Annotated in this window: 13 protein-coding genes and 1 pseudogene; 10 read left to right on the top strand and 4 right to left on the bottom strand. The window is 74.0% G+C overall.

What is annotated here, in order from left to right; translation table 11 throughout:
- Nucleotides 1-2: 2 nt before the first annotated feature.
- The gene (locus ACIQK6_RS26195; protein WP_329106294.1) at nucleotides 3-386 is read right to left on the bottom strand and encodes a hypothetical protein; all 384 of its coding nucleotides are present in this window, start codon (nucleotides 384-386) and stop codon (nucleotides 3-5) included.
- An 80-nt stretch (nucleotides 387-466) separates the two neighbouring features.
- Nucleotides 467-1,438 (bottom strand): WYL domain-containing protein, encoded by a 972-nt coding sequence (locus tag ACIQK6_RS26190; RefSeq protein ID WP_329106292.1) that lies wholly within the window; start codon nucleotides 1,436-1,438, stop codon nucleotides 467-469.
- 137 nt (nucleotides 1,439-1,575) lie between these two features.
- On the opposite strand from ACIQK6_RS26190, the gene ACIQK6_RS26185 reads away from it, so the two are divergent.
- Nucleotides 1,576-1,971, top strand: coding sequence for a RidA family protein (locus tag ACIQK6_RS26185; RefSeq protein WP_329108240.1), 396 nt, complete (start codon nucleotides 1,576-1,578; stop codon nucleotides 1,969-1,971).
- 30 nt (nucleotides 1,972-2,001) lie between these two features.
- Here the strand turns inward: ACIQK6_RS26185 and ACIQK6_RS26180 are convergent.
- Nucleotides 2,002-2,395: pseudogene (locus ACIQK6_RS26180) on the bottom strand (GNAT family N-acetyltransferase); the annotation flags it as partial.
- A 304-nt stretch (nucleotides 2,396-2,699) separates the two neighbouring features.
- On the opposite strand from ACIQK6_RS26180, the gene ACIQK6_RS26175 reads away from it, so the two are divergent.
- The 6 genes from ACIQK6_RS26175 (at nucleotide 2,700) to ACIQK6_RS26150 (ending at nucleotide 8,330) form a co-directional block, all read left to right on the top strand.
- Entirely contained in the window at nucleotides 2,700-3,347 is a 648-nt protein-coding gene (locus ACIQK6_RS26175) for a hypothetical protein (RefSeq protein ID WP_402695577.1), read from the top strand.
- 178 nt (nucleotides 3,348-3,525) lie between these two features.
- Nucleotides 3,526-4,158: an isochorismatase family protein gene (locus tag ACIQK6_RS26170; RefSeq protein WP_402695576.1), complete on the top strand. Its 633-nt coding sequence runs from the start codon at nucleotides 3,526-3,528 to the stop codon at nucleotides 4,156-4,158.
- Nucleotides 4,159-4,181: 23 nt separating this feature from the next.
- A complete protein-coding gene (argB, locus tag ACIQK6_RS26165) occupies nucleotides 4,182-5,135 on the top strand; it encodes an acetylglutamate kinase (protein WP_329106286.1) in 954 nt (317 codons plus the stop codon).
- Nucleotides 5,136-5,346: 211 nt separating this feature from the next.
- Nucleotides 5,347-6,744 carry a SidA/IucD/PvdA family monooxygenase gene (locus ACIQK6_RS26160; protein WP_329106284.1) on the top strand — a complete coding sequence of 466 codons (1,398 nt, stop codon included), beginning with the start codon at nucleotides 5,347-5,349 and terminating at the stop codon, nucleotides 6,742-6,744.
- A 6-nt stretch (nucleotides 6,745-6,750) separates the two neighbouring features.
- Entirely contained in the window at nucleotides 6,751-8,070 is a 1,320-nt protein-coding gene (locus tag ACIQK6_RS26155; RefSeq protein WP_329106282.1) for a condensation domain-containing protein, read from the top strand.
- A gap of 53 nt (nucleotides 8,071-8,123) precedes the next feature.
- The gene (locus ACIQK6_RS26150) at nucleotides 8,124-8,330 is read left to right on the top strand and encodes an MbtH family protein (RefSeq protein ID WP_030386649.1); all 207 of its coding nucleotides are present in this window, start codon (nucleotides 8,124-8,126) and stop codon (nucleotides 8,328-8,330) included.
- Between the two features lie 156 nt (nucleotides 8,331-8,486).
- Here the strand turns inward: ACIQK6_RS26150 and ACIQK6_RS26145 are convergent, their stop codons facing one another.
- A complete protein-coding gene (locus ACIQK6_RS26145) occupies nucleotides 8,487-8,987 on the bottom strand; it encodes a GNAT family N-acetyltransferase (RefSeq protein WP_329106278.1) in 501 nt (166 codons plus the stop codon).
- A gap of 215 nt (nucleotides 8,988-9,202) precedes the next feature.
- Between ACIQK6_RS26145 and ACIQK6_RS26140 the strand changes: the two genes are divergently transcribed.
- The 3 genes from ACIQK6_RS26140 (at nucleotide 9,203) to ACIQK6_RS26130 (ending at nucleotide 25,216) form a co-directional block, all read left to right on the top strand.
- Nucleotides 9,203-9,442: a phosphopantetheine-binding protein gene (locus ACIQK6_RS26140; protein WP_329106276.1), complete on the top strand. Its 240-nt coding sequence runs from the start codon at nucleotides 9,203-9,205 to the stop codon at nucleotides 9,440-9,442.
- A gap of 39 nt (nucleotides 9,443-9,481) precedes the next feature.
- Complete coding sequence (gene entS / locus ACIQK6_RS26135; protein WP_329106274.1) at nucleotides 9,482-10,828, top strand: enterobactin transporter EntS; 1,347 nt, start codon at nucleotides 9,482-9,484, stop codon at nucleotides 10,826-10,828.
- A gap of 102 nt (nucleotides 10,829-10,930) precedes the next feature.
- Complete coding sequence (locus ACIQK6_RS26130; protein WP_402695575.1) at nucleotides 10,931-25,216, top strand: amino acid adenylation domain-containing protein; 14,286 nt, start codon at nucleotides 10,931-10,933, stop codon at nucleotides 25,214-25,216.
- The last annotated feature ends 19 nt before the right edge of the window (nucleotides 25,217-25,235 follow it).

The raw sequence follows: 25,235 nt of genomic DNA, 5'->3' as shown, positions 1-25,235 counted from the left end.
CCTCACCACAGGTGCAGGAAACTCCGGATGTCGTCAAAGCCGTCCAGAGCCCGCCCGTCCACATCCGAGGCATCCGCCTCGGCCCGCACCGTCAGCGACTCCGCCAGCGCAAGGGCCTCATTGCTCAGACGCCCGAAGCGCCGAGCCGTATGCCCCAGGCACAGGCCCGCCAGCCCGAGCAGAGGACTGCCCGGCACAGCCCGCGTTCCGACCTCCATGCACCAGTGCTCGATGAACTCCCGATCGTCGTCGTTCAACGCGCTCCCGACCAGAACGCTCGCCGCCTCGCCCTCTGCCGAGCGGTCACGCAGGGCCCGCTCCAACACCTCAACCACCACCTCGTGAGGCAGCGCGGGAGGGTTCTCAAAGCTCAGATGAGAGTGCATCCCGCGAGACTACGTGCCCCATGTGATCCGCACGCGACCGGCAAGACCGAGGCAAACGTTGCCTGATGTGGCACTAGCGCTCAGGAAGGGTCTTCGTAGCGGGCGGCGAGGGCGGCGGCACGCTCGCGCAGGGCGGTGCGCAACGACTGCGGGGCCAGGGCTTCCGCGTCCGTGCCGAGCTGCCACACGGCCCATTCGGCGTGTCGTGGATCCTGGAAGGTCAGCTCCAGCCGCAGCCGGCCGTCCGGGTCGGGTTCTTCGGCGCGCACGGTCAGCGCGGTGTCCAGCAGGTCCTCCCGCCGCGCCGCGTTCACCCGTACCAGCACGGTGATGTGGTCGTCGCTCAGGAACCGCGCGGCGCGTTCCCGCCAGATCCGGTCCAGATCGACCCGGTTGGGGCGCTGGGCGGTTTCGGGGAGTTCCTCGGCGGCCAGGACCCGCGACAGCCGGTAGGTACGGTCCGCGCCGGATCGCGTGGCCAGCAGGTAGGCCCGGTCGCGTACGGTGACCAGGCCGATCGGGTCCACCGTGCGCCACTGCGGGGGCTGGCCGGCGGCCGCGTAGTGGATGCGCAGCTTGTGTCCGGCGAGCACCGCGCGCCGTACCTCGATCATGGTGGCGCCGGGCACCTCCTCCGCGACCCGTCTGCGTGAGAGCAGGTCGGTCTCGGGCTCGACGAGAAGGCGGCGGGCCGCGTCGCTGGCGGTGGCCTGGTGGCTTTCGGGCAGCGCGTCGACCACCTTGCGCAGGGCCGAAGCGAGCGCCGAGCCGAGGCCGAACGCCTGCTCGCCGCGCCCCGGTCCGGCGGCCAGCAGGGCCAGGGCCTCGTCGTGGTTCAGTCCGGTGAGTTCGGTCCGGAAACCGGGCAACAACTCGAATCCGCCGTGCCGACCGCGTTCGGCGTAGACCGGGACGCCGGCTGCCGACAGTGCCTCGATGTCGCGCAACACGGTGCGGGTGGATACCTGCAGCTCGCGGGCCAGCGTGTCCGCGGTCAACCGACCGCGCCGGCGCAGGAGCAGCACCAGGGAGACCAATCGGTCGGCGCGCATGCGGGAACCGTAACGGAATACCTGACCAAGGGTGTCGTGATTTCTTGGAAGGGTCGTCCACACGACGTCGAGGACCGGTTGCTGCCGAGCCGGTGGGCGTACGTACTCCCGATGGATCGAATGGAGCTGACGTGGCGATGGAACGAACGGCGATCAACCCGGTGACCTGGTCGGTGGAGCTGGGGTTCAACCAGGGCGAGGTGGTCTCCGGGCACGCGCGGACCCTGTACGTCTCAGGGCAGACGGCGATGGGCGACGACGGCACGCCCCGGCACGAAGGTGACATGGCGGCGCAGTTGGCGCTGAGCATCGACAACCTGGAGGCCGTGCTCGGTGAAGCCGGCATGTCCCTCGCGAACCTCGTGCGGCTCAACGTGTACACGACCGACGTCGACCGGCTCTTCCCGCACTACGGCGGGCTGGCGGCCCGGTTGGGAGCCGCCGGCGTGGCGCCGACCACCACGATGCTCGGGGTGACCCGACTGGCCGTCCCCGGCCAGCTGGTCGAGCTCGAAGGGACCGCCGTCGCCTGATCCGACCGGCGCGGGGGCGTGCGCCGCGGCTCAGCCCCTGCGGTGGCCGGACGGCGGGAGCGGGGACCGCACGCCGAACCACTGCTCGGCGCCGTAGTCCTCGAACCCCTCCACCTCGGTGAAACCCAGCTTCGCCGCGAGGCGCATCGAGCCGTCGTTGGCGCTCTGGGTGCAGAGGACCAACGGCTCGCGCGGATGGGCGTCGGCGAACCAGTCGAGTGCCGCCGCACACGCCTCGGTGGCGTACCCGTGTCCCCACGCCTCCGGGAGGAACATGTAGCCGAGTTCGGTCTCCCCGGCCTCGGGGCGGACGTGCCCCGAACGCTCCGCGGCGCGCCGATCAAGTGTGATCATGCCGATCATCGCTCCGTCGACGGCGACCACGAAGAGGCCGGGGGCGTCGCCCGGGTACTTCCGGGAACGCCCCGGCAGCCACCGTCGGCGAGCGTCTCCGCTGCGGCGATCCGCGCCGCGACCTTTGGCCGGTTTCAGCCTCTTATCAGGCGAGATAGACGATCCGCGCACCGTCGACCGTCGCCTACGGCACACTGTTCGGCCATGAGTGATGCACCTACCGGTCGACGGGGTCGGTTCAATGTTCAACCACCTTACTGCCTGGCCGAGTTGGGGCGGGGCCTACGCGTCCCGGGAATCCCACGACTACGGTCGCACATCTCCCCTTGCACTTCACTATTAGGTTAGGCTTACCTAAGACTGGGGGTGTGGGGATGCAGGACAAAGCGCGCGACCAAGCGCAGCAGGACGAGTGGGCCGATGAAGTACTGGCGTGGATGAGCTCCCAGGAGGAGATGGACCGGGCACTGCGCGACGCACTGCGTCGCACGCCCAGTCAGCGGGAGGAAACGATCGCCCGAATGGCGGACGCCCTCCGCGGGGCGGCACAGGGACTGACCATCCCCGGATGCGCGGCGGCGGCCGGCGTCCCCGAGCGCATCCTGCGCGAGTGGCTGGAGATCGACGCCAGCTTCACCACGGCGCTCCGCGCCGCGCACGCACTGGCCGAGGCGCACGGGCTGAACCCGGGGGCGACGCCCACCCCGGCCGCGTTACAGCTGATGCTGAACGCGATCCGCAAAGGGGCCGCCTGGCCGGCCGCGGCGACCCTCGTGGGCATCTCCGTGCGCGGGTTCAACCGCCTGCGCGCCGAGGCGCCGCCGGTGGGCGCCCTGATCGCGGCGGCCCAGCGGGCACGCTCGATGCAGGCCGGCGCGGGTCGGCGGCACAGACCCCCCAAAGCAGCGAGCCGGCGGGTCGGGTACCGGATCGTGCAGCTCGACGACCCCCTCCTGTCCCCGGACAGCCAATCGGACGCCGCCTCGGGCGGATTGGGCGACCGTGCGACGCGACAGGACTGAACACCCGATCGCACGAGGAACGAATTCGGAGGGCCCCGCCCACCCTCCCCACGACAAATTTAGGTTAGGCTAAGCTAACTAGACGATGGGGGTCGGGGTGTCCTCCACCCCCGTCGAGCTCCGCGCGCCCGTTCACCACCGACGCTCCGCGCAGCGCCGGTGACAAGGAGATCCAGCCGTGGGCCCTGTGACCATCGACCCCTACCCCATGCCCACCCCGGACCTCGTGCCGCACTCCGTGGCACCTTGGTCCGTCGACCCCGACCGGGCCGCCCTGTTGATACACAACATGCAGAACCATCTGCTGCGGCCCTTCCCCCGCGATCACTCACCCCTCGTGGACCTGATCGGCAACATCACCGACCTGCGCAGGTCCGCACGGCGGCTCGGCCTCCCGGTCGTCTTCAGCACCGTACCGGCGGGCGAGCGCCCCGAACAGCGGGGTCTCGCGGCCGAGATGGAGACCGAACCGGTGGCCGACCCCGACGCGGCCATCATCGAGGAGCTAACCCCGCACCGGGGAGAGCACGTGATCACCAACGTGCGGCACAACGCCTTCCTGCGCAGCCACTTGGAGCGCATCCTGCGCACCACGGGCCGGGACCAGCTGATCCTGTGCGGCGTGTTCGCGCACGCCGGCGTGCTGCTCACCGCCGCGGACGCGTTCATGAACGACATCCAGCCGTTCGTCGTCGCCGACGCGGTCGCGGACACCTCCGCGGAGGAACACGCGCTGGCCCTGCGCTGGACGGCCGCACGGGGCGCCGTCGTACACACCACCACGACCCTCATCGACGAACTGGAAGCTTGAATGACGACCGCACACCCCACCCCATGAGCGGACGGGCGGCGCCACGGGCGCGCACACTCATCGAGGCCCTGCCGTGGCTGGAGCGGTTCCAAGGACGCACCGTCGTGGTCAAGTTCGGCGGCAACGCCATGGTGAACGAGGAGCTGAAGGCGGCCTTCGCCCAGGACGTGGTCTCCCTGCGCTACGCGGGGCTCCGGCCGGTCGTCGTGCATGGCGGCGGCCCCCAGATCAGCGCGATGCTCGAACAGCTCTCGCTGGAGGTCCGGTTCGCGGCGGGGCTACGGGTGACGACCCCCGCCGTGATGGAAGTCGTCCGCATGGTGCTGGCCGGGCAGGTCCAACGGGACATCGTCGGGCTGATCAACCGTCACGGAGCCTTTGCCGTGGGGATGACCGGCGAGGACGCCCGCACCCTGTCCGCCGTCCGGCGGCCGGCCGTGGTGGACGGCGTCGAGGTGGACATCGGCCTGGTGGGCGACATCGTGCACGTCGACCCCGACACCGTACGGGGGCTCCTGGAGCGGGGGCGCATCCCCGTGATCTCCCCCATCGCCCGGGGAGCCCACGACGACGACGTCTACAACATCAACGCGGACCTCGCGGCCGCCGCCCTCGCCGAGGCCCTGGACGCCGAGAAGCTGGTGATGCTCACCGACGTCGCGGGCCTCTATGCGGACTGGCCGCACAGCACGGAGATCATCGACCGGCTCACGGCCGGCGAGCTGGCGGAACTGCTGCCCTCGATGGCGGGCGGCATGGTGCCCAAGATGGAGGGCTGCCTGCGTGCGGTGCGCTCCGGGGTACGGATGGCGCACGTACTGGACGGCAGAGTTCCGCACGCCCTGGTCCTGGAGGTCTTCGCCGACGAGCACACCGGCACCACGGTCGTGCCCGACGCGCCTCGGGACGGTTGGCCGCACGGTTCGACGCACGGTTCGACGCGCGGCGCACCGCACAGGGAGCACCGCCCCCACTGAACCGGGAGGAGGTCGACCTGCCCGGCCCCCTCCCGCCCCACCCCGGAGCCACTGCGGCTCCGGGGCCCTCTGCGTGCCCAAATCCGCCGGCAGCAAACCGGGTTGGTGCGGATCGAGAGAGCCCCGGGTCCAACTTGACAGCTTCCGGCCCGTCAGAGATGTTAGGCCAGCCTTACCTAACTAAATAGGGTAGGACCGAGGAAGGATGGGCATGTCCGCACCGCACGCGAGCTCCACACCCGGGGACGCTCTCCCGGACATCAGGGACCTGGTGGGCATCGGCTTCGGGCCGGCCAACCTGGCCCTGGCGATAGCGATCCGGGAGCACAACGGCCGATGCGCCCCCGGCGAGGCGATCCGGTCCTCGTTCATCGAGCGCCAGGACGACTTCGGATGGCACCGGGGCATGCTCCTCGAAGGGGCCACCATGCAGGTCTCCTTCCTGAAGGACCTGGTGACGATGCGCAATCCGGGAAGCTCCTTCAGCTTCCTGCACTACCTGCAGGACCGGGACCGGCTGGCCGACTTCATCAACCAGAAGTCCTTCTTCCCCACCCGCCTCGAATTCCACGACTACTTCCGGTGGTGCGCCGCCTCCTTCGGCGGGCTGGTCGACTACGCCACCGAGGCCGTGGAGGTACGCCCGGCAGGTCCGGACGGCGCCGCAGACCTGCTGGACGTCATCACCCGGCCCACGGCCGGCGCCGGGACGCCGCGCACCACCCGCACCCGCAACCTCGTGCTCGGGACCGGGCTGCGCCCCCGCGTCCCGGACGGGATCAGCACCGGCCCGCACGTCTGGCACAACCGCGACCTGCTGCACCGCGCACCGCTACTGACGGTCCGTCCCCACCGCCGGTTCGTCGTCGTCGGCGCCGGACAGTCCGCCGCCGAGACCGCCGACCACCTGCACCGCACGTTCCCGGACGCCGAGGTGTGCGCCGTGTTCACCCGGTACGGGTACAGCCCGGCCGACGACAGCCCGTTCGCCAACCGGATCTTCGACCCGGCCGCCGTCGACGAGTTCTTCAGCGCCCCGGAGGAGGTCAAGCAGCAGCTCATCGGCTACCACGCCAACACCAACTACGCGGTGGTGGACGGCGAACTGATCGAGCAGCTGTACCGGACCGTCTACCAGGAGAAGGTCGCCGGCACCGAACGGCTGCGCATACTGAACGCGACCGCCCTGACCGCCGTGGAGGAACTCCCCGACGGGGCGCGGGCCGTGGTGCGCTCCCTCACCACGGGAGAGACCCTCGCCCTCGACTGCGACGCGGTGGTGCTGGCCACCGGCTACCGGCCCACCGAGCCGGCCGAGCTGCTCGGCGACCTGGCCGGGGAGTGCCTCACGGACGGACAGGGCAGGCTGCGCGTGGGACGCGACCACCGGGTGGAGACCACCGACCGCGTCCGCGCCGGCATCTACGTCCAGGGCGCCGCCGCCGAGCACTCCCACGGCATCACCGCCTCGCTGCTGTCCACGCTGGCCGTGCGCTCGGGCGAGATCTGCGACTCCCTGCTGCTGCGCGTCGCCGAGCGCGAGGTGCGGGCCGCACGGGCGACCAGGGCGGCGGCCGTCGCCGACGGCGTCCCCGCCCACCGGGGCTGAGCGGCCGTGCCGCGCACCGATCCCCCGGCTGCCGGGCCGGCCGGACTCACGGCGGCGCAGGCGCACGTCCTGGCGGCGCAGAACGCGGATCCCTCGTACGCCGGCCACAACGTGGGCCAGTACATCGAGCTCGTGGGCCCGCTCGACACGTCGGCGCTCGACGAGGCCGTGCTGCGCACCCTCGACGAGGCCCCCTGGCTCCGCTCGCACCTGATGACCCGGAGCGGCCTGCCGCGCCTGGACACCTCCGCGGCGGCCGACCCGGTGGGTGCCGCCGTCGACCTGGTACGGGGCCAGCTGGCCTGTCCACCCCGGCCCGAGTTGCTCACCGCCCCGTCGGGCACCGGCCTCGCGCCCGACCTCACCGGGACCCTGCTCGTCACGGTCGGCCCCGAACACCACCTGCTGGTGCAGTACTTCCACCTGCTGGCGGTCGACGGGTACGGGGTGGCGCTGCTGAGCCGGCGGATCGCCGAGGTCTACACGGCCCTGGTGCAGGGCCGCCCGCCCGGCCCGACTCCCTTCGCACCGGTCTCCGTACTGACCGACGCGGACCGCGCCTACACCGGCTCGGCGGCGCAGGCCGCGGACCGGCGGTACTGGACGGGGCGGTACGCCGACCGCCCCGCCCCCGCGTCCCCCGCCGGACGGGCGGCACCGGCCCAGGACACCGCGCGGCGCCACACCGTCCACCTCGACGCGGCGGACGGCGCGGCCGTACGGGCCGTCGCCCGTTCCGCGCGCGTCACCTGGGCCGAGGTCGTGCTCGCCGCGACCGCGGTGCGGGTGACCGCGCAGGTCGGCGCGCGCGAGGCGGTCCTCGCCGTGTACGCGGCGGCACGGACCGCCCCGGGGACGCTACGGGTGCCCGCGACGGCCGTGAACGTCCTGCCGGTGCGGCTGCCCGTCCGAGGGGCGGACACCTTCCGGTCACTGCTGGGCACGGCGGCCGGCGAGCTGGCCCTGCTCCGCCGGCACCAGCGGCTGCGCGGCGAGGAACTGGCGCGCGAGGTGTGGCCGGAGTACGGGGGCGGCCGCGTCCCCGGGCCGCTGGTCAACCTGCGGCCGTTCGAGACGGAGCTGGCCTTCGCCGCGATCCGCGGCCGGGTCGTCAGCCTCGCCTCGGGGCCGGTGGACGACCTGTCGGTGTCCGCCGCGGCGAACCCCGACGGGCGGCTGCGCCTGGACTTCGACGCGAACCCGGCACTCTACGAGGAGGCCGAACCGGCCCGGTTCGCCCGTCTGTTCACCGAGGACCTCGCAGCCCTCTGCCGCGCCCCCGACGTACCGGTCGCCTCCCTGTTGGCCTCGCCCGTCCACCCCTGATCCATCCCATCCCCGAAACGACCGTCCCGGTCATCATCCAAAGGAGAGACACCATGGCCACCAACCCGTTCGAGGACGACGACGCCCGCTACTTCGTGCTCGTGAACGCCGAGAACCAGCACTCGCTCTGGCCCGCCTTCGCGGAGGTTCCCGCGGGCTGGACCGTCGTGCACGGCGAGGACAGCCGAGAGGGCTGCGCCGCGTACACGGAGACGCACTGGACCGACATGCGGCCCGCCAGCCTGGTCGCCAGGAGCTGATCCCCGGGGCCGCCCGGCCCCGTAGACCCGTGGGCGGGGCCGGACCGGAGCACGTCCTCCGGTCCGGCCCCGCGCGCGTGCGGGCCGTAGGAGGCGCCTTGTCGATGAGGCCGGATCGGCGAGCCCGGCCTCATCGTCACGACACCCCCATGGGGGTCACAGCCTCCTGGAGAGCACCTCCGAGCCGCGTGCGGGGTCCAGCGCCCCGGCCCAGGCGGCGGGCGCCCGCCCCGGGCCGGCCGGCACGAAGCCGTGCCGCCGGAAGAAGGCTGCACCACTCGTGGTCGCCGTGAAGACCTCCCGCACGAGGCGGCTCCGGGCGTCGGCGAGCGCGGCGCGCAGCAGCGCGGCACCCAGCCCCTGGCCCTGGTTCCCCCGGGCGACGCAGAAGTTGTAGAGCACGGCGGCGCCCTCCCCCTCGTCGCTCAGGGCGAGGCAGCCCAGGACCGAGGTGCGACCGCGACCGGTCGCGAGGAGGAACTCCCCGGCGTGCGCCAGGTAGTGGTCGATGCTGCGGGGCCGCAGGGCGCCGGAGCGGATGAAGGCCAGTGAGAGGGCGTGCAGGGCGGGAGCGTCGTGCAGACGCGCGCGCCGGACCAGCGGCGGGAGGCCGTCCGTGACGTACAGCGGGGGACGGGGGGTGGCGGCAGTAATCACGAACTTAGGTTAGCCTTCCCTAAATTGAGCCACAATTCCGCCTCTCGACCCAACGCATCACACCCAGAGGCCAGTTCATCAAAGCGGCGGCCGCCTCTTCGTCACACCCGGCTTGACGTGCACCTTTGCATTTAGTTAGGTAAGCCTTACCTAATGGAACGCTGACGTGCTGCCGTCGCCCGCCCTTCCGCCGATCCCGAGGAAAGAGTCCCGCCATGTCCGCTTCCCCGCCCTTCACGCTCGACCGACTGGTCCGCGACGTCGCCGACGTGCTCTACACGGAGCCCGCCGACGTCTCCCTGGAAGAGGACCTGCTGGACCAGGGACTCGACTCCATCCGCCTGATGTCACTCGTCGAGAAATGGCGGGCCGAAGGCGCCCGCATCAGCTTCGTGGACCTCGCCGAACGGCCGACGCTGCGCCGGTGGGCCGAGTTGCTCACCGCAGCGCCCTGACCCCACCCTCCCCCGCACCTGCCCGCCCCGGAGCCTGCCGTGCCTCTGCGTGACTTCGTCATAGACATCGAACCCCTGCGCGCCAGTGGGGACTTCCGCGCCATCTTCATCGCCCGCGTGGTGTCCTTGTTCGGCCTCGGCATGGCGACGGTGGCCCTGTCCGCCCAGGTGTACGGACTGACACGGTCCACCTTCAACGTCGCCGTCGTCAGCATGATCATGAGCGTCACCGTGCTGCTCGGCTCGCTCTGGGGCGGCGTCATGGCCGACCGGACCGACCGCCGGCGGCTGATCGTGTGCGCCCGCGGCGCCGCCGCCCTCGCCTTCGCCGGCCTCGCCGTGAACGCGATGCTGCCGGACCCGACCCTGTGGGGCATCTACGTGTGCGTCGCCTGGGACGGCCTCGCCACGGGCGTCAGCGTAACGGCCCTGATGGCCGTCGCCCCGACGCTCGTGCGCCCCGACCAACTTCCCGCCGCGGGTGCCCTCATCTCGCTGACCGGTGAGATCGGCTCCGTCAGCGCGCCGTTCCTGGGCGGCCTGCTCCTCGCACTGTGGGGGCCCGGCCCGGTCTTCGCCTTCACGGCCGTCACCACGGCCGTCACCACCCTCCTGATCTCCCGGATCCGGCCCCTGCCCCCGGTCAAGGACGACGAGGACGACGAGGAGTACGGCGCTGACAGCGGATCGCTGCTGGTGGCCTTCAGGTACGCCGTGCGCAACCGCGTCGTCGGCGGCCTGCTCGCCCTCGGCGGCGTGATGGCCCTCTTCAACCTCCCGGTGGTGCTCTTCCCCGAGATGGTCGACCGTCAGTTCCACGGCGGCGAGGTCATGCTCGGGCTCCTCTACACCGCCCCCGCCGTCGGCGCGGTCGCCGTCTCCGCCACGAGCGGCTGGCTGACCCGGGCCGCCCGGCCCGGCCGACTGCTGATCATCGCGGCCTTCACGGGCGGCCTGTCCGCCGTGGGCTTCGGACTCAGCGGCAACATCTGGGTCGCCTTCGCGCTGCTCGCCCTGGGCGGCGCCGCCGGCACGGTGTACGAGATCCTCGAGTACGCGCTCGTCCAGCACAGCACCCCCGACCGGCTGCGCGGCCGCATCGTCAGCGTCATCACCACGCAGGGCACCACCGGAGGCGTCGTCGGCGACGTCGAGGTCGCCGCCCTCGCCCGTTGGTTCAGCCCCGGCGGGGCGGCCGTCGTCAACGGCGCGATCTGCGCCGTGGCCGCCGTCGCCGTGGCGATCGCCGTACCCGGCCTGCGCAGGGCCACCCTTCCCCGCGAGGAGCAGGAGGAGGAGGGCGGTCACGACGGCGGGCCCGGAACCGGCACCGACACCGGAACCGCCGGTCTGAAGCCCGCAGCCCCCGCCGCCCCCGCCGTCTAACGGGGCTCCCCCGCCTGCCCGCAGGCCCCCGCATCCCGTCGACCTCCCCCGCCGGTCCCGCCACCGGACGGGGACCCGCAGCGAATCTGGAGCACGATGTCCATGACCGAGCGTCCCTCCCAGCGCCTCCCCCTCACCGGGGCCCAGACCGGTGTCTGGTACGGCCAGCGGCTCGATCCCGACTCCCCGGTCTACAACGTCGGCCAGTACGTCGAGATCGACGGCCCGCTGGACGCCGGTCTGTTCGTGAGCGCGCTGCGGCAGACGGTCGCCGAGAGCGAGGCGCTCACGGCGCGCTTCGCGGAGGACCCCGACGGCGAGCCGTACCAGGTCGCCTGGAGCGGCCCGGCCGCCGGACCGCTGGTCGCCGTGCTCGACCACACCGGCCAGGACGACCCGTACGGCACCGCACTGTCCCTCATGCGCGCCGACATGGCCCGCCCGGTGGACCCTGTCCGGGACTCCCTGTACGTGTTCACGCTGCACAAGGTCGGCCCGGACCGCACCCTCTGGTACCAGCGGGCCCATCACATCGTGCTGGACGCCTTCGGCTTCTCCCTGCTCTCGCGCCGCACCGCCGAGATCTACACGGCCCTCGTCGCGGACGAGGAGCCGACGCCCGACCCGTTCGGCGGGCTCGAGGTGATCCTGGCCGAGGAGCGCGCCTACCGCGCCTCGCCGCGGTTCGCCGAGGACCGCGCCTACTGGCTGGAGCGGCTCGCGGACCACCCCGAGCCGGAGCCGCTGAGCGGTGCCCGCTTCCCCGCGGCGCACGCCTTCCTGCGCGACGGCGCCGCGCTGACCCAAGAGGAGACGGCGGGCCTGCTCGCCATCGCCCGTGCGGCCAGGGCCAGTTGGGCCGATGTGATGACCGCCGCGTTCGCCGCCTACCTGCACCGGGCCACCGGCAGCCGGGACGTGCTGCTGTCCGTGCCCGCCATGGCGCGGCTCGGCTCGGCGGCCCTCAAGGTGCCGTCCATGGTCGTCAACGTGCTGCCGCTGCGCGTGGCCGTCCGCCCGCAGACCCCCTTGGCGGAGCTGGTCGCCGCGGTCGCCGCCGACGTCCGCGACCTGCGCCGCCACCAGCGCTACCGCGCCGAGGACATCCGCCGCGACCTCGGACTGTCCGGTCGCGAGCAGGGCCTGCTGGGGCCCATGGTCAACATCAAGGCCTTCGACAACTCCCTCGACTTCGCCGGATCGGCCGGCTCGGTGCACAACGTCGCCGCCGGCCCGGTGGACGACCTGACGCTCGGTGTCTACCACGACGCCGCCGAGGGCAGGATCCGCTTCGAGCTCGACGCCAACCCGCAGGCGTACGACGCCCGGGCGCTGGCCGCGCGCCGCGCCGAGTTCGCGCACTTCCTGCACGAGGCCGCGGCGGCCGGGCCGCAGGCGCCCGTCGGGCGCCCGGACCTGATCGCACCGGCCGCCCGTGACGCGCTGCTGCTCGACTGGAACGACACCGACCACCCGGTACCGGCCGGCACCGTCGTCGACGCCTTCGAGCACGCCGCCCGGCTGCACCCCGAGGTGCCCGCCGTGATCGCGGGCGCCGACACCCTGGACTACGCCGCCCTGGACGAGCGCGCCAACCGGCTCGCCCGGCTGCTCATCGGCCGCGGCGCCGGCCCGGAGAGCATCATCGGCCTGGCGCTGCCCCGTACCGCCGACCTCGTGGTGGCCCTGCTCGCCGTGTTGAAGTCGGGCGCCGCCTATCTGCCGCTCGACCTCGACTACCCGGCCGACCGGCTGGAGTTCATGGTCGAGGACGCCCGCCCGCTGTGCGTCCTGACCACCTTGGACCACGCGGCCGCGGCCCCGGTCGTGGACGGGGTCGAGACCGTCGTCCTCGACGCCCCCGACGCCCTCACCGAGCTCGCCGACGCCGCCGCCGACGCCCCCGCGGACGCCGACCGGACCGCGTCGCTGACCGGCGACCACCCCGCGTACGTGATCTACACCTCCGGCTCCACGGGCCGCCCCAAGGGGGTCGTCGTCCCGCACGCGGCCCTGGCCAACTTCCTGCGCATGCAGGCCCACGAGCTCGAACTGGCCGCCGGACAGCGGCTCGTCGCGGTCACCACCATCTCCTTCGACATCGCCGCCCTGGAGATCCACACCCCGCTGATCAGCGGCGCCACGGTGGTCCTGGCCGACCGCGACACCGTACGGGACCCGGCCGCGCTGGCCACGCTCGTCGATGCCCACCGCCCCACCGTCATGCAGGCCACGCCGTCGCTGTGGCACGCCCTCCTGGAGGACGGCCGTCCGGCCTCGCTCGGCGGCACCCGGGTGCTCGTCGGCGGGGAGGCGCTGCCCGCCGCGCTCGCCGAACGCCTCGCGGGCACCGCGCGCTCGGTCACCAACGTGTACGGCCCGACCGAGGTCACCGTCTGGGCGACCTCCCGCCGGCTCGACCCCGCCCACACCGGGGTCCCGGACATCGGGGTGCCCTTCTGGAACACCCGCGCCCATGTCCTCGACGGGGCCCTGCGCCCGGTCGGCGTCGACCGTCCCGGGGAGCTGTACCTCGCCGGGGACCAGCTGGCCCGCGGCTACCTCGGCCGGCACGCGCTGACGGCGGAACGTTTCGTCGCCGACCCGTACGGCCCGGCCGGCAGCCGGATGTACCGCACCGGCGACCTCGTGCGCCGCCACGCGGACGGCCGGATCGCCTTCCTCGGCCGCGTCGACGACCAGGTCAAGCTGCGCGGCTTCCGCATCGAACTCGGCGAGATCGAGAGCGCGCTGACCGCCGGTGAGGGCGTGGACCGGGCAGTCGCGCTGGTCCGCGAGGACCTTCCCGGCTTCCCGCACCTCGTCGGCTACGTCACCCCGGCCGCCCAGGGCCCCGCCCCCGACGCGGCGGGCCTGCGCCGGGCGCTGGCCGAGCGGCTGCCCGAGTACATGGTCCCGTCCGCCGTGGTCGTCCTCGACGCCTTCCCGCTGACCGCCAACGGGAAGATCGACCGCCGCTCCCTGCCCGCCCCCGATCTCGCGGCGCTGGCGGGCAGCGGGGCGCGGGCGCCGCGCGGCGCCCGCGAGGAGATCCTCTGCGGGGTCTTCGCCGACGTGCTCGGCCTGGAAACCGTGGGCCCCGACGACGACTTCTTCACCCTCGGCGGCCATTCGCTGCTCGCCGCGCGGGTGATCGCCCGGGTGCGGACGGCCCTGGGCACCGAGTGCGGGATCCGGGACGTGTTCGAGGCGCGCACGGTGGCCGCGCTCGCCGTGCGGCTGGCCGGACGCACGGCCGCCGCCCGTCCGGCGCCCGTCGCGGGTCCGCGCCCCGACCCGCTGCCGCTCTCGTACGCCCAGCAGCGCCTGTGGTTCGTGCACCAGGTGGAGGGGCCGAGCGCCACCTACAACATCCCGTTCGTGGTGCGGTTCGACACGGCGCTCGACGCGGACGCCCTGGACGCTGCCCTGCGCGACGTGGCGGGCCGCCACGAGACCCTGCGCACCGTGTTCGGGGAGCGGGCCGGGGAGCCGTACCAGCGGGTGCTGGACCTGGCGGAGGCCGGAGTGCGGCTGCACGTCCACGACGTGGCCGCCGACGCGTTCGAGGCTGCGGTCGCGGCGGCGCTGGGGCACCTCTTCGACCTGTCCGGGGAGGCCCCGCTGCGGGTGACGCTGGTGCGCGACGGGGCGCGCGGGGAGCACGCGCTGGTGGTGCTGCTGCACCACATCGCGAGCGACGAGTGGTCGATGGGGCCGTTCCTGCACGACCTGGAGCGGGCGTACGCGGCCCGGTGCGCCGGCGAGGACCCGCAGCTCGGGGTTCCGACCGTGCAGTACGCCGACTTCGCGCTGTGGCAGCGGGAGCTGCTGGGCGAGGCGCGGACCGACGGTTCGCTCGCCGCGACGCAGGCGGCGTACTGGCGCGGGGCCCTGGCGGAGCTGCCTCCGGAGGCCGGGCTGCCGGCCGACCGGCCGCGCCCGGCGGTGGCCGACCCCGCCGGTGCCATGGTCTTCAAGGCGGTGCCGCGCGAACTGGCGACCGCGGTGCGCTCGCTGGCCCGCGAAACCGGCACCAGCGTGTTCATGGTGGTGCACGCGGCCGTGGCCGCGGTGCTGCATCGGCTCGGTGCCGGCGAGGACATCGTGCTCGGCAGCCCGGTCGCCGGGCGGAGCGACAGCGCGCTCGACGAGCTCGTCGGCTTCTTCGTCAACACGGTGGTGCTGCGCACGGACCTGTCCGGCGACCCGTCCTTCAGGGATCTGCTGGAGCGGGTGCGCACGGCCGACCTGGCCGCGCTCGACCACGCCGACCTGCCCTTCGACACGGTCGTGGAGGAGGTCAACCCGCAGCGCTCGCTCTCCCGCCATCCGCTGTTCCAGACGATGGTCTCGCACAGCACGGTGACCCAGGACGTGGCGAACCTGTTCGGGCAGCCGGCCCGGGTGGACCGGGTGGACCCCGGGGTCACCAAGTTCGACCTCGACATCACCTTCTCGGACGCGGCCCACAGCGAGGACCTCGAACTGGAAGTGTTCTACGCGACCGCGCTGTTCGACCGCGCGACCGTGGAGACCTTCGTCCGGCGGCTGCTGCGCGCGCTCGCCGCGGCGGTGGCGGCCCCGGCGGACCCGGTGTCCTGGTGGGAGCTGCGGGACGAGGCCGAGCGGGCCCGGCTGGCCCGCTGGAACGACACGGACCGGCCGGTGGAGCCGGGTGCGGTCACCGAGGTGTTCGCGGCCCGGGCGGCCGCGGCTCCGGAAGCGGTGGCCGTGGTCGCCGGGGAGCAGCGCCTCACCTTCGCGGAACTGGAGGACCGCGCGGGCCGGTTGGCGGCCGTGCTGGCCGAACACGGTGTCGGACCGGACGCGGTGGTGGCCCTGGCCGTTCCGCGCTCCGCCGACTCCGTGGTGGCCACGCTCGCCGTACTGAAGGCGGGCGGCGCCTACCTGCCGCTGGACCTGGACCACCCCGCCGAGCGGATCGCGTTCATGCTCGGCGACGCCTCGCCCGTGTGCGCGGTGACCACCCGGGCGGTCGCCGATCGGCTGCCCGGCACGGACCTGGTGGTCCTGGACGACCCGGCGACGGTGGAGGCGCTGGCCGCCGCCGTGCCCGGGGCGGACGTCGCCGTGGACCCCGAGCACGCCGCGTACGTCATCTACACCTCCGGTTCCACCGGCCGACCCAAGGGGGTCGTGCTGCGGCACGCCGGTCTGACCCGGCTCTTCCGCGACCACGAGCGGGAGCTGTACCTGCCGGTCGCCCAGCGGCTGGGGCGCCGGGTGCGGGCGCTGCACACCGCCTCCTTCTCCTTCGACTCCTCGTGGGAGCAGCTGCTGTGGCTGGTGGCCGGTCACGAGCTGCACGTCCTGGACGAGTACGGGCGCCGGGACGCCGACGCGGTCGTGGCGTACGTGCGCGCGCAGCGGATCGACACGCTCGACGTCACCCCCTCGTACGGCCGGCAGCTGGTGGACGCCGGGTTGCTGGCGGGCGAGTGGTGCCCGCCGCTGTTCCTGTTGGGCGGCGAGGCCGTGCCGCCCGCGCTGTGGGAGGAGCTGCGCACCGTCCCCGGGGTGGAGGTCGTCAACTACTACGGGCCCACCGAGTTCACCGTGGACGCCCTGGTGGCGCGGGTGGACGACTGCGTCACGCCGGTGGTCGGTCGGCCGCTCGACAACAGCCGGGCGCACGTGCTGGACGGGCGGCTGCGGCCGGTGCCGGTGGGCGTGCCGGGTGAGCTGTACCTGGCGGGCGAGCAGAGCGCCCGCGGTTACCTGGGCCGGCCCGCGCTCACGGCGGAACGTTTCGTCGCAGATCCGTTCGATGCCTCCGGGTTCCGGATGTACCGCACCGGTGACCTCGTACGGTGGCGGGCCGACGGCCTGCTGGAGTTCCTCGGCCGGGTCGACGACCAGGTCAAGATCCGCGGCTTCCGGGTGGAGCCGGCCGAGGTGGAGGCCGAGCTGGCCGCCCTGGACGGGGTGACCTCCGCCGCCGTGGTGGTCCGCGAGGACACCCCGGGTCTGCCGCGACTGGTCGGCTACGTCACGGGCCCGGCCGATCCGGTCCGGCTGCGGGCGGAACTGGCCGAGCGGCTGCCCGAACACCTGGTCCCGGCCGCCGTGATGGTGCTGCCGGTGCTGCCGACGAACGTGAACGGCAAGCTCGACAAGGCGGCGCTACCGGTTCCGGTCGTGGCGGCCGATGCCTCCGGGCGGGCCCCGCGCGGGGCCGCCGAAGAGCGGATCGCCGAGGTCTTCGCCCAGGTGCTGGACGTCTCCCGGGTCGGCGCCGACGAGGACTTCTTCCGGCTCGGCGGGCATTCCCTGCTGGCCACCCGCGTGGTGGCCCGGATCCGGACGGCGCTGGGCATCGAGTGCTCGGTGCGGGACGTGTTCGAGCTGCGCACGGTCGCGGCGCTCGCCGAGCGACTGGCCGACCGCCGTGCGGCGGTCCGTCCGGTGCTCGCGGCGGGTCCGCGCCCGGTGCGGTTGCCGCTGTCGTACGCCCAGGCCCGGCTGTGGTTCCTGCACCGGATGGAGGGCCCGAACGCGACGTACAACATCCCGTTGGCCCTGCGGCTGCGCGGGGAGCTGGACCCGGCCGCGCTGGAGGCGGCCGTGCGGGAGGTGACGGCCCGGCACGAGGCGCTGCGCACCGTGTTCGCGGAGGACTCCGAGGGTCCGTACCAGCAGGTGCTGGAGCCTTCGGAGGCGGTCGTGCCCTTCGAGGTGGCCGACGTCGAACCGGCCGATCTGGGCCGGAGCATCGACGCGGCGGCCGGGCACGCCTTCGACCTGGCGACCGAGGCTCCGCTGCGGGTGACCGTGCTGCGCACCGCCGCCGACGAGCAGGTGCTGCTCCTGCTGCTGCACCACGTCGCCGGCGACGAGTGGTCGGCCGGCCCGTTGCTCGCCGACCTGGCCGCCGCCTACGCGGCCCGGTGCGCGGGCGGGATCCTTCAGACCGCACCGCCCGCGGTCCAGTACGCGGACTACGCGCTGTGGCAGCGCGATCTGCTGGGCGACCCCGCGGTCCCCGGTTCGGTGGCGCACCGCCAGGCGGAGTTCTGGCGCGAGGCCCTGGCGGGGCTGCCGCAGGAGCTGGAGCTGCCGGCCGACCGCCCGCGCCCGGCCCGCCCCACGCACGAGGGCCGGACCGTGAGCGCGGCCCTGCCGCCCGAACTCGTGGCGGAGCTGGAGGCCCTGGCCGGGGAGCGGGGCACCACGATGTACACGGTGGTGACCGCGGCCGTGGCGGCGCTGCTGCACCGGCTCGGCGCCGGCACGGACATCCCGCTGGGCAGTCCGGTGGCGGGGCGCGGCGAGGAGGCCCTGGACGAGCTGGTCGGGTTCTTCGTGAACACCCTGGTCATCCGGGCCGACCTGGCGGGCGGGCCGTCCTTCGCCGAACTGCTGCGCCGGACCGCCGCCTTCGGAGCGGCCGCCCTCGCCCACGCCGAGCTGCCCTTCGACGCGGTCGTCGAGGCGGTCAACCCGGAGCGCTCGCTGTCGCGCCATCCGCTGTTCCAGACGATGGTGGCCTACGAGGACGGCGGAGCCGAGCCGCTGCGCGCCCTCGGCTCCCTGGCGGCCGAGGAGTTCCCGGTCGCCGCGGGAGACGCCAAGTTCGACCTGGAGATCCTGTTCCGCCGCACTCCGGGCACGGCCGGCGCGCCCGCTGCGATGAACTGCGGGGTGCGGTACGCGACCGACCTGTTCGACGCGGAGACCGTACGCTCCCTGCTGGCCCGGCTGCTGCGGCTGCTCGGCGCGGCCGCGGCGGCCCCGGAGGTCCCGCTGGCCGAGCTGGAGCTGCTGGACCCCGCCGAGCGGGCCCGGGTGCTGGACGGGTGGAACGACACCGTCCGGCCGGTGGCGCCGCAGACCCTGGACTCCCTGGCCGCGGCCGGCTCCCGGCGCGATCCGCTGGCCCCGGCCCTGGTCTTCGAGGGGCGCGAGCTGTCGCGCGCCGACTTCGAGGAGCGGGTGAACCGGCTGGCGCGGCTGCTGATCGGCTCCGGGGTCGGCCCGGAGTCGGTGGTGGCAGTGGCCCTGCCGCGCTCCTTCGACCTGGTGGTCGCCCTGCACGCGGTGGTCCGGGCGGGCGGTGCCTACCTGCCGCTCGACCTCGGCCTGCCGACCGACCGCCTCGCGTACATGGCGGAAACCGCCGCGCCGGTCTGCCTGCTGACTGACCTGCCCTCGCTGGGGGCGCTGCCGGAGCTGCCCGACACCGAGATCCTCGTCCTGGACGCTCCCGAGCGGGCGGCCGAGCTGGCCGCGCTGCCGGGCGGTCCGGTCGCGGACGCGGAGCGGCGCGCGCCGCTGCTACCCCGCCACCCCGCCTACGTGATCTTCACTTCCGGCTCCACGGGCATGCCCAAGGGCGTGCTGGTCGAGCACGAGGCGATCGTCAACCGGCTGCGCTGGATGCAGGACGCGTACGGTCTCGACTCCACCGACCGGGTGCTCCAGAAGACCCCGGCGAGCTTCGACGTGTCGGTGTGGGAGTTCTTCTGGCCGCTCGCCGAGGGCGTCCCGCTGGTCATCGCCCGCCCCGAGGGCCACAAGGACCCGCGCTACCTCGCCGAGCTGATCCGCGAACAGCGCGTGTCCGTGCTCCACTTCGTCCCATCCATGCTCGCCGCCTTCTTGGGTGAGGCCGCCGTCGCGGACTGCCCGTCCCTGCGTCTGGTCGTGTGCAGCGGCGAGGCGCTGCCGAGCGAGCTCGTCACCCGCTTCCACGCTTCCGCTCCCGGCGGCGCGACCCGCCTGGCCAACCTGTACGGCCCCACCGAGGCGGCCGTCGACGTCACCGCCGCGGACTGCCCGACGCCCGGAGCGGGGGCGGGTACCGCTTCCGCCTCCATCGGCAGCCCCGTGTGGAACACCCGCGTGTACGTGCTCGACGAGCGGCTGCGGCCGGTGCCCGTCGGGGTCCCCGGCGAGCTGTACCTGGCCGGCGTCCAGCTGGCTCGCGGCTACCTGGGCCGCCCCGCGCTCACCGGCGAACGCTTCGTCGCCGACCCGCACGGCGCCCCCGGCACCCGGATGTACCGCACCGGCGACGTGGTGCGCTGGAGCCGGAACGGGCGGCTGGATTACCTCGGCCGCACCGACGACCAGGTCAAGCTGCGCGGGTTCCGCATCGAACTCGGCGAGATCCAGGCCGTGCTGACCGGCGCGCCGGACGTGGCGCAGGCCGCCGTCGTGGTCCGCGAGGACCAGTCCGGCGTGCAGCGCCTCGTGGCCTATGCGGTCCCCGTACCCGGAGCCGTCGTCGACCCGGCCGCCCTGCGCGCCCTGGCCGCCGCCCGCCTGCCCGAGTACATGGTCCCGGCCGTGGTGGTGCCGCTGGCGGTGCTCCCGACGACGGCCAACGGCAAGTTGGACCGGCGGGCGCTGCCGGCGCCCGCCGCGCCGGTCGCGGGTGCCTCGCGGGCGCCGCGCAACGCCCGCGAGGAGATCCTCGCGGGGATCCTGGGCGACGTGCTGGGCCTGGACCCGGTCGGCGTGGAGGACGACTTCTTCGCCCTCGGCGGCCACTCGCTGCTCGCCGCCCGCGCCGTGAGTCGCTTCCGGGCCGCCCTGGACGTGGACTGCGCCGTCCGCGACCTCTTCGAGACGCGGACGGTCGCCGCGCTGTCCGCCCTCCTCGCGGAGCGCACCGGCGCGGGGCGCCCGCGCCTCGCGGCGGCCGCCACGCGGCCCGAGCGACTGCCGTTGTCCTTCGCGCAGCGCAGGCTGTGGCTGCTGGACAGCGTGCGCGGTCCGGACACCACCTACAACGTGCCGCTCGCGGTGCGGTTGCACGGTCCGGTGGACGCGGAGGCCCTGGAGGCGGCGGTGGGCGATCTGGTCGCCCGCCACGAGAGCCTGCGGACCGTGTTCCGTGAGCACGAGGGCGAGCCGTACCAGGTGGTCCTGCCGGCCGAGCGGTCCGGTGTGGCGCTGACCGTGCGCGACGTGCCGGCGGACCGGCTGGAGGAGGAGGCGGTCCGCGCCGGCGGGCACGTCTTCGACCTGGCCGCCGAGCCCCCGGTGCGGGTCACGCTGCTGCGGGCCGCGCCCGACGACCACCTGCTGGTGGTGCTGGTGCACCACATCATCACGGACGAGGGTTCGGCCGGCCCCCTGCTGGCGGACCTGGACCGGGCGTACGCCGCCCGGTCGGCGGGCGCTGAGCCTGATTTCGCCCCGCTGCCGGTGCAGTACGCCGACTTCGCGCTGTGGCAGCGGGAGTTGCTCGGTGACGCCGGCGACCCGGAGTCGGTGGCGGGCCGGCAGGCCGCGTACTGGCAGCGGGCGCTGGCCGGCGCCCCCGCGGAGTTGGCACTGCCCGCCGACCGGCCGCGGCCGGCGGTCCCCTCGTACGGGGGCGGCGTGGTGACCTTCGAGGTCCCGGCGCGGACCGGGGCCGGGCTGGCGAGGATCGCCCGGGAGGGTGGGGCGACGCTGTTCATGGTGGCGCACGCGGCCGTCGCGGCGCTGCTGCACCGATTGGGTGCGGGTACGGACATCCCGCTCGGCAGTCCAGTGTCGGCGCGGGAGGGCGAGGAGGTCGACGGGCTCGTCGGCTTCTTCCTCAACACGCTGGTGCTGCGCGCCGATCTGTCCGGGGACCCGAGCTTCGCCGAGCTGGTGGCGAGGGTGCGGGACACCGGGCTGGCGGCCTTCGCCCACGCCGATCTGCCGCTGGAGGCGGTGGTCGAGGCGGTGGATCCGGAGCGCTCCCGTTCGCGCAACCCGCTGTTCCAGACGATGGTGACCTACCACTCCACCGACAGTGCCGTTCCGGAGCTGTTCGGGCTGCCGGCGCGGGAGTTCACGGTGGAGACCGGCGGCGCCAAGTTCGATCTGGAGATCGCCTTCGGGGCCTCCCAGGAGCACGGGGCGATCGCGGGCGGCATCCGCTTCGCGACCGACCTCTTCGACCGTGCGACCGTCGAACTGCTGGCCCGGCGGCTGCTGTTGCTGCTGGACGCGGTCGTGGCGGCGCCGGACCGGCCGGTCTCGGCGGTCGAGGTGCTCGACCCGGCGGAGCGGGAGCTCGCGCTGAACGGCTGGAACGACACCGACCGCGCCCCGTGCGGACCGCGGACGCTGGCCGCCCTGGTGGCGGCGGGCTCGAAGGAGGAGACCGGCCCCGCGCTGGTCTTCGAGGGGCGCGAGCTGTCGCGCGCCGACTTCGAGGAGCGGGTGAACCGGCTGGCGCGGCTGCTGATCGGCTCCGGGGTCGGCCCGGAGTCGGTGGTGGCAGTGGCCCTGCCGCGCTCCTTCGACCTGGTGGTCGCCCTGCACGCGGTGGTCCGGGCGGGCGGTGCCTACCTGCCGCTCGACCTCGGCCTGCCGACCGACCGCCTCGCGTACATGACCCGTACCGCCGAGCCCGTCCTGATACTTACCGACACACTGTCGGGAACCTTGCTCTCCCCCGAAGTGGGCAGGGAGCGGGTCCTGTTGGACTCCCCCCGCGTCCGGTCACGCCTGACCGAGCTGGACGGCTCGGACCTGGCCGAGGCCGAGCGGCGCGAGCCCCTGCTGCCCCGCCATCCCGCCTACGTGATCTTCACCTCCGGCTCCACCGGCATGCCCAAGGGCGTGCTGGTCGAGCACGAGGCGATCGTCAACCGGCTGCAGTGGATGCAGGGCGCCTACGCCCTGCGCCCGGGAGACCGGGTGCTGCAGAAGACCCCGGCGAGCTTCGACGTGTCGGTGTGGGAGTTCTTCTGGCCGCTCGCCGAGGGCGTCCCGCTGGTCATCGCCCGTCCGGACGGGCACAAGGACCCGCTGTACCTCGCCGAGCTGATCCGCGAACAGCGCGTATCGGTCCTGCACTTCGTCCCGTCCATGCTCGCCGCCTTCCTCGGGGAGAGCGCCGTGGCCGACTGCTCGTCCCTGCGCCTGGTCGTGTGCAGCGGCGAGGCCCTGCCCAGCGAGCTCGTCACCCGCTTCCACGCCTCGGCCGCCGGCGCCCCGGTGGCGCTGGAGAACCTCTACGGCCCCACGGAGGCGGCCGTCGACGTCACCTCCGGTGCCTGCACGGCGCTCACCGCCGCCGAAGGACGGGCCTCGGCCTCCATCGGCCTGCCGGTGTGGAACACCCGCGTGTACGTGCTCGACGAGCGGCTGCGGCCGGTACCCGTCGGGGTACCCGGCGAGCTGTACCTGGCCGGCGTCCAGCTGGCCCGCGGCTACCTCGGCCGCCCCGCGCTCACCGGCGAACGCTTCGTCGCCGACCCGCACGGCGCCCCCGGCACCCGGATGTACCGCACCGGCGACCTCGTACGCCGCCTCGCGGACGGCCGGCTCGACTACCTCGGCCGCACCGACGACCAGGTCAAGCTGCGCGGGTTCCGCATCGAACTCGGCGAGATCGAGGCGGTCCTGACCGGCGCGCCCGAGGTGGACCGGGCCGCGGTCGTCGTCCGCGAGGACCAGCCCGGCGTGCGCCGCCTGGTGGCCTATGCGGTCCCCGTACCCGGCGCCACCGTCGACCCGGCCGCCCTGCGCGCCCTGGCCGCCGCCCGGCTGCCCGAGTACATGGTCCCGGCCGTGTTCACGGTGCTGGAGCAGCTGCCGCTGTCGGCCAACGGCAAGCTGGACCGGCGGGCGCTGCCCGCGCCGGTGATCGCCGTACCGGCCGCACCGCTCCCGCAAGCCGCTCAGGTCCCCGCCGGGACCCCCGAGCAGATCCTGAGCGCCCTGATGGGTGAGGTGCTGGGCCTGCCCGGGGTCGGCCCCGACGCCAACTTCTTCGAGCTCGGCGGCGACAGCATCGTCTCCATCCGGCTGGTGGGGCTGGCCCGCAAGGCCGGGCTGACCGTCTCCGCGCGTCAGGTCTTCACGCACCCGACCCCGGCGGCGCTGGCCTCGGTCGCCACGGTGCCCGAGGGCGCGGCCGCGCCCGCCGCCCGCACGACCGATGCCGGTCCCGGCCCGCTGCCCCTGCCCCCGGTCGCCTCCTGGCTGGCCGAACGGGGCGGCCCGTTCGCCTCGTTCGCGCAGGCCCGGCTGGTCCGACTGCCCGCCGGGGCCCGGCGCCCGCACCTGGCCGCCGCGCTGCAGGCCGTACTGGACCACCACGACGGGCTGCGCCAACTGCTGACCGTGCCCCGCCCCGGGGTGTGGAGCGCGGAGATCCGGCCGGCGGGTGCGGTGGACGCCGCCGCCGTCCTGGAGGGCGTGGACGCGGCGGGCCTGTCGGAGGCCGCCCTGCGCGAGCTGGTCACCGCCGAGTCCGAGCGCGTCTGGCGGCTGCTGGATCCCGAATCGGGGGCGCTGGTGCGCGCCGTGCACCTCGACCGGGGTCCGGCCGAGCCGGGCCGGCTGCTGCTGGTCGCCCACCACCTCGCGGTGGACGAGGTGTCCTGGCAGATCCTGCTGCCCGACCTCCAGGCGGCGCACGAGGCCGCCGCCGCGGGCCGGACGCCCGTCCTGGAGCCGGTCGGCACCCCGCTGCGGGCCTGGACCACGCACCTGCTGGCCGAGGCGCAGAGCCCGCGCCGCACCGCCGAGCTGGACCGCTGGCTGGCAGCCGCCCCGGGTGGGCCGCTGCTCGCTGAACGTCCGCTGGACCCGGCCACCGACACGGCGGCCACCGCGCGCCGCCTGTCCGTACGGATCTCCGCGGAGCGCACGGCCCCGCTGCTCCAGGCCGTTCCGGCGGCCTTCCACGGCACGGTCGGGGACACCCTGCTGAGCGCGCTGGCGCTGGCGGTCGGTGACTGGGCGGCCCGCTCGGGCCGGCCCCGGCCGGACGGGTTCACGGTGGACCTGGAGGGTCACGGCCGGGAGCAGGAACTGCTGCCGGGCGCCGACCTGACCCGCACGGTGGGCTGGCTGACCAGCATCCACCCGCTGCGGCTGCCGGTGGGCACCTACGACCCGGCGGCGGTCGCCGCCGGCCGCGCGGACGCCGGGGCGCTGCTCAAGGAGGTCAAGGAGCTGCTGCGGGCCGTGCCCGACGGCGGGCTCGGCGCCGGCCTGCTCCGGTACAACAACCCGGCCACGGCACGCCTGTTCGACCCGGCGGCCCGGGCCGAGATCCTGTGGAACTACCTGGGCCGGCAGACCGGCCGGGCCGATTCCGCCTGGGGCCCGGCCCCGGAGGCGGACGCCCTGTCCGCCCGCCCCGACCCGGCGATGCCGCTCTCCCACGTACTGGAGATCACCGCGGAGATCACCGACGGGGACGGCGGGCCGGAGCTCACCGCCCACTTCACCTGGGCGGGCGGGGCGCTCTCCCAGGACACCGTGGGGCAGCTCGCGGACGGCTGGACGGCCGCCGTGGACGCCCTCGCCGCCTGGGCCGACGGCGGCACGTCCGCGGGGCACACCCCCTCGGACCTCGACCTGGTCGATCTCGACCAGGACCAGATCACCATGCTCGAAGAAATGTGGAGGGCCCAGCAGTGACGCAGGCTCGAATCGAGGA

Origin of the sequence: Streptomyces sp. NPDC091682, assembly GCF_044756625.1 — a bacterium.
GTDB lineage: Bacteria > Actinomycetota > Actinomycetes > Streptomycetales > Streptomycetaceae > Streptomyces.
The sequence above is the reverse complement of the archived record's forward strand: the minus strand, read 5'-3'. Positions and strand labels throughout refer to the sequence as shown.

Excerpts from the sequence above, each read along its gene's own strand:
- ACIQK6_RS26195 (WP_329106294.1), bottom strand. The coding sequence starts at position 386 with ATGCACTCTCATCTGAGCTTTGAGAACCCTCCCGCGCTGCCTCACGAG.
- ACIQK6_RS26190 (WP_329106292.1), bottom strand. The coding sequence starts at position 1,438 with ATGCGCGCCGACCGATTGGTCTCCCTGGTGCTGCTCCTGCGCCGGCGC.
- ACIQK6_RS26185 (WP_329108240.1), top strand. The coding sequence starts at position 1,576 with ATGGAACGAACGGCGATCAACCCGGTGACCTGGTCGGTGGAGCTGGGG.
- ACIQK6_RS26175 (WP_402695577.1), top strand. The coding sequence starts at position 2,700 with ATGCAGGACAAAGCGCGCGACCAAGCGCAGCAGGACGAGTGGGCCGAT.
- argB (WP_329106286.1), top strand. The coding sequence starts at position 4,182 with ATGAGCGGACGGGCGGCGCCACGGGCGCGCACACTCATCGAGGCCCTG.
- ACIQK6_RS26160 (WP_329106284.1), top strand. The coding sequence starts at position 5,347 with ATGTCCGCACCGCACGCGAGCTCCACACCCGGGGACGCTCTCCCGGAC.
- ACIQK6_RS26150 (WP_030386649.1), top strand. The coding sequence starts at position 8,124 with ATGGCCACCAACCCGTTCGAGGACGACGACGCCCGCTACTTCGTGCTC.
- ACIQK6_RS26140 (WP_329106276.1), top strand. The coding sequence starts at position 9,203 with ATGTCCGCTTCCCCGCCCTTCACGCTCGACCGACTGGTCCGCGACGTC.
- ACIQK6_RS26130 (WP_402695575.1), top strand. The coding sequence starts at position 10,931 with ATGACCGAGCGTCCCTCCCAGCGCCTCCCCCTCACCGGGGCCCAGACC.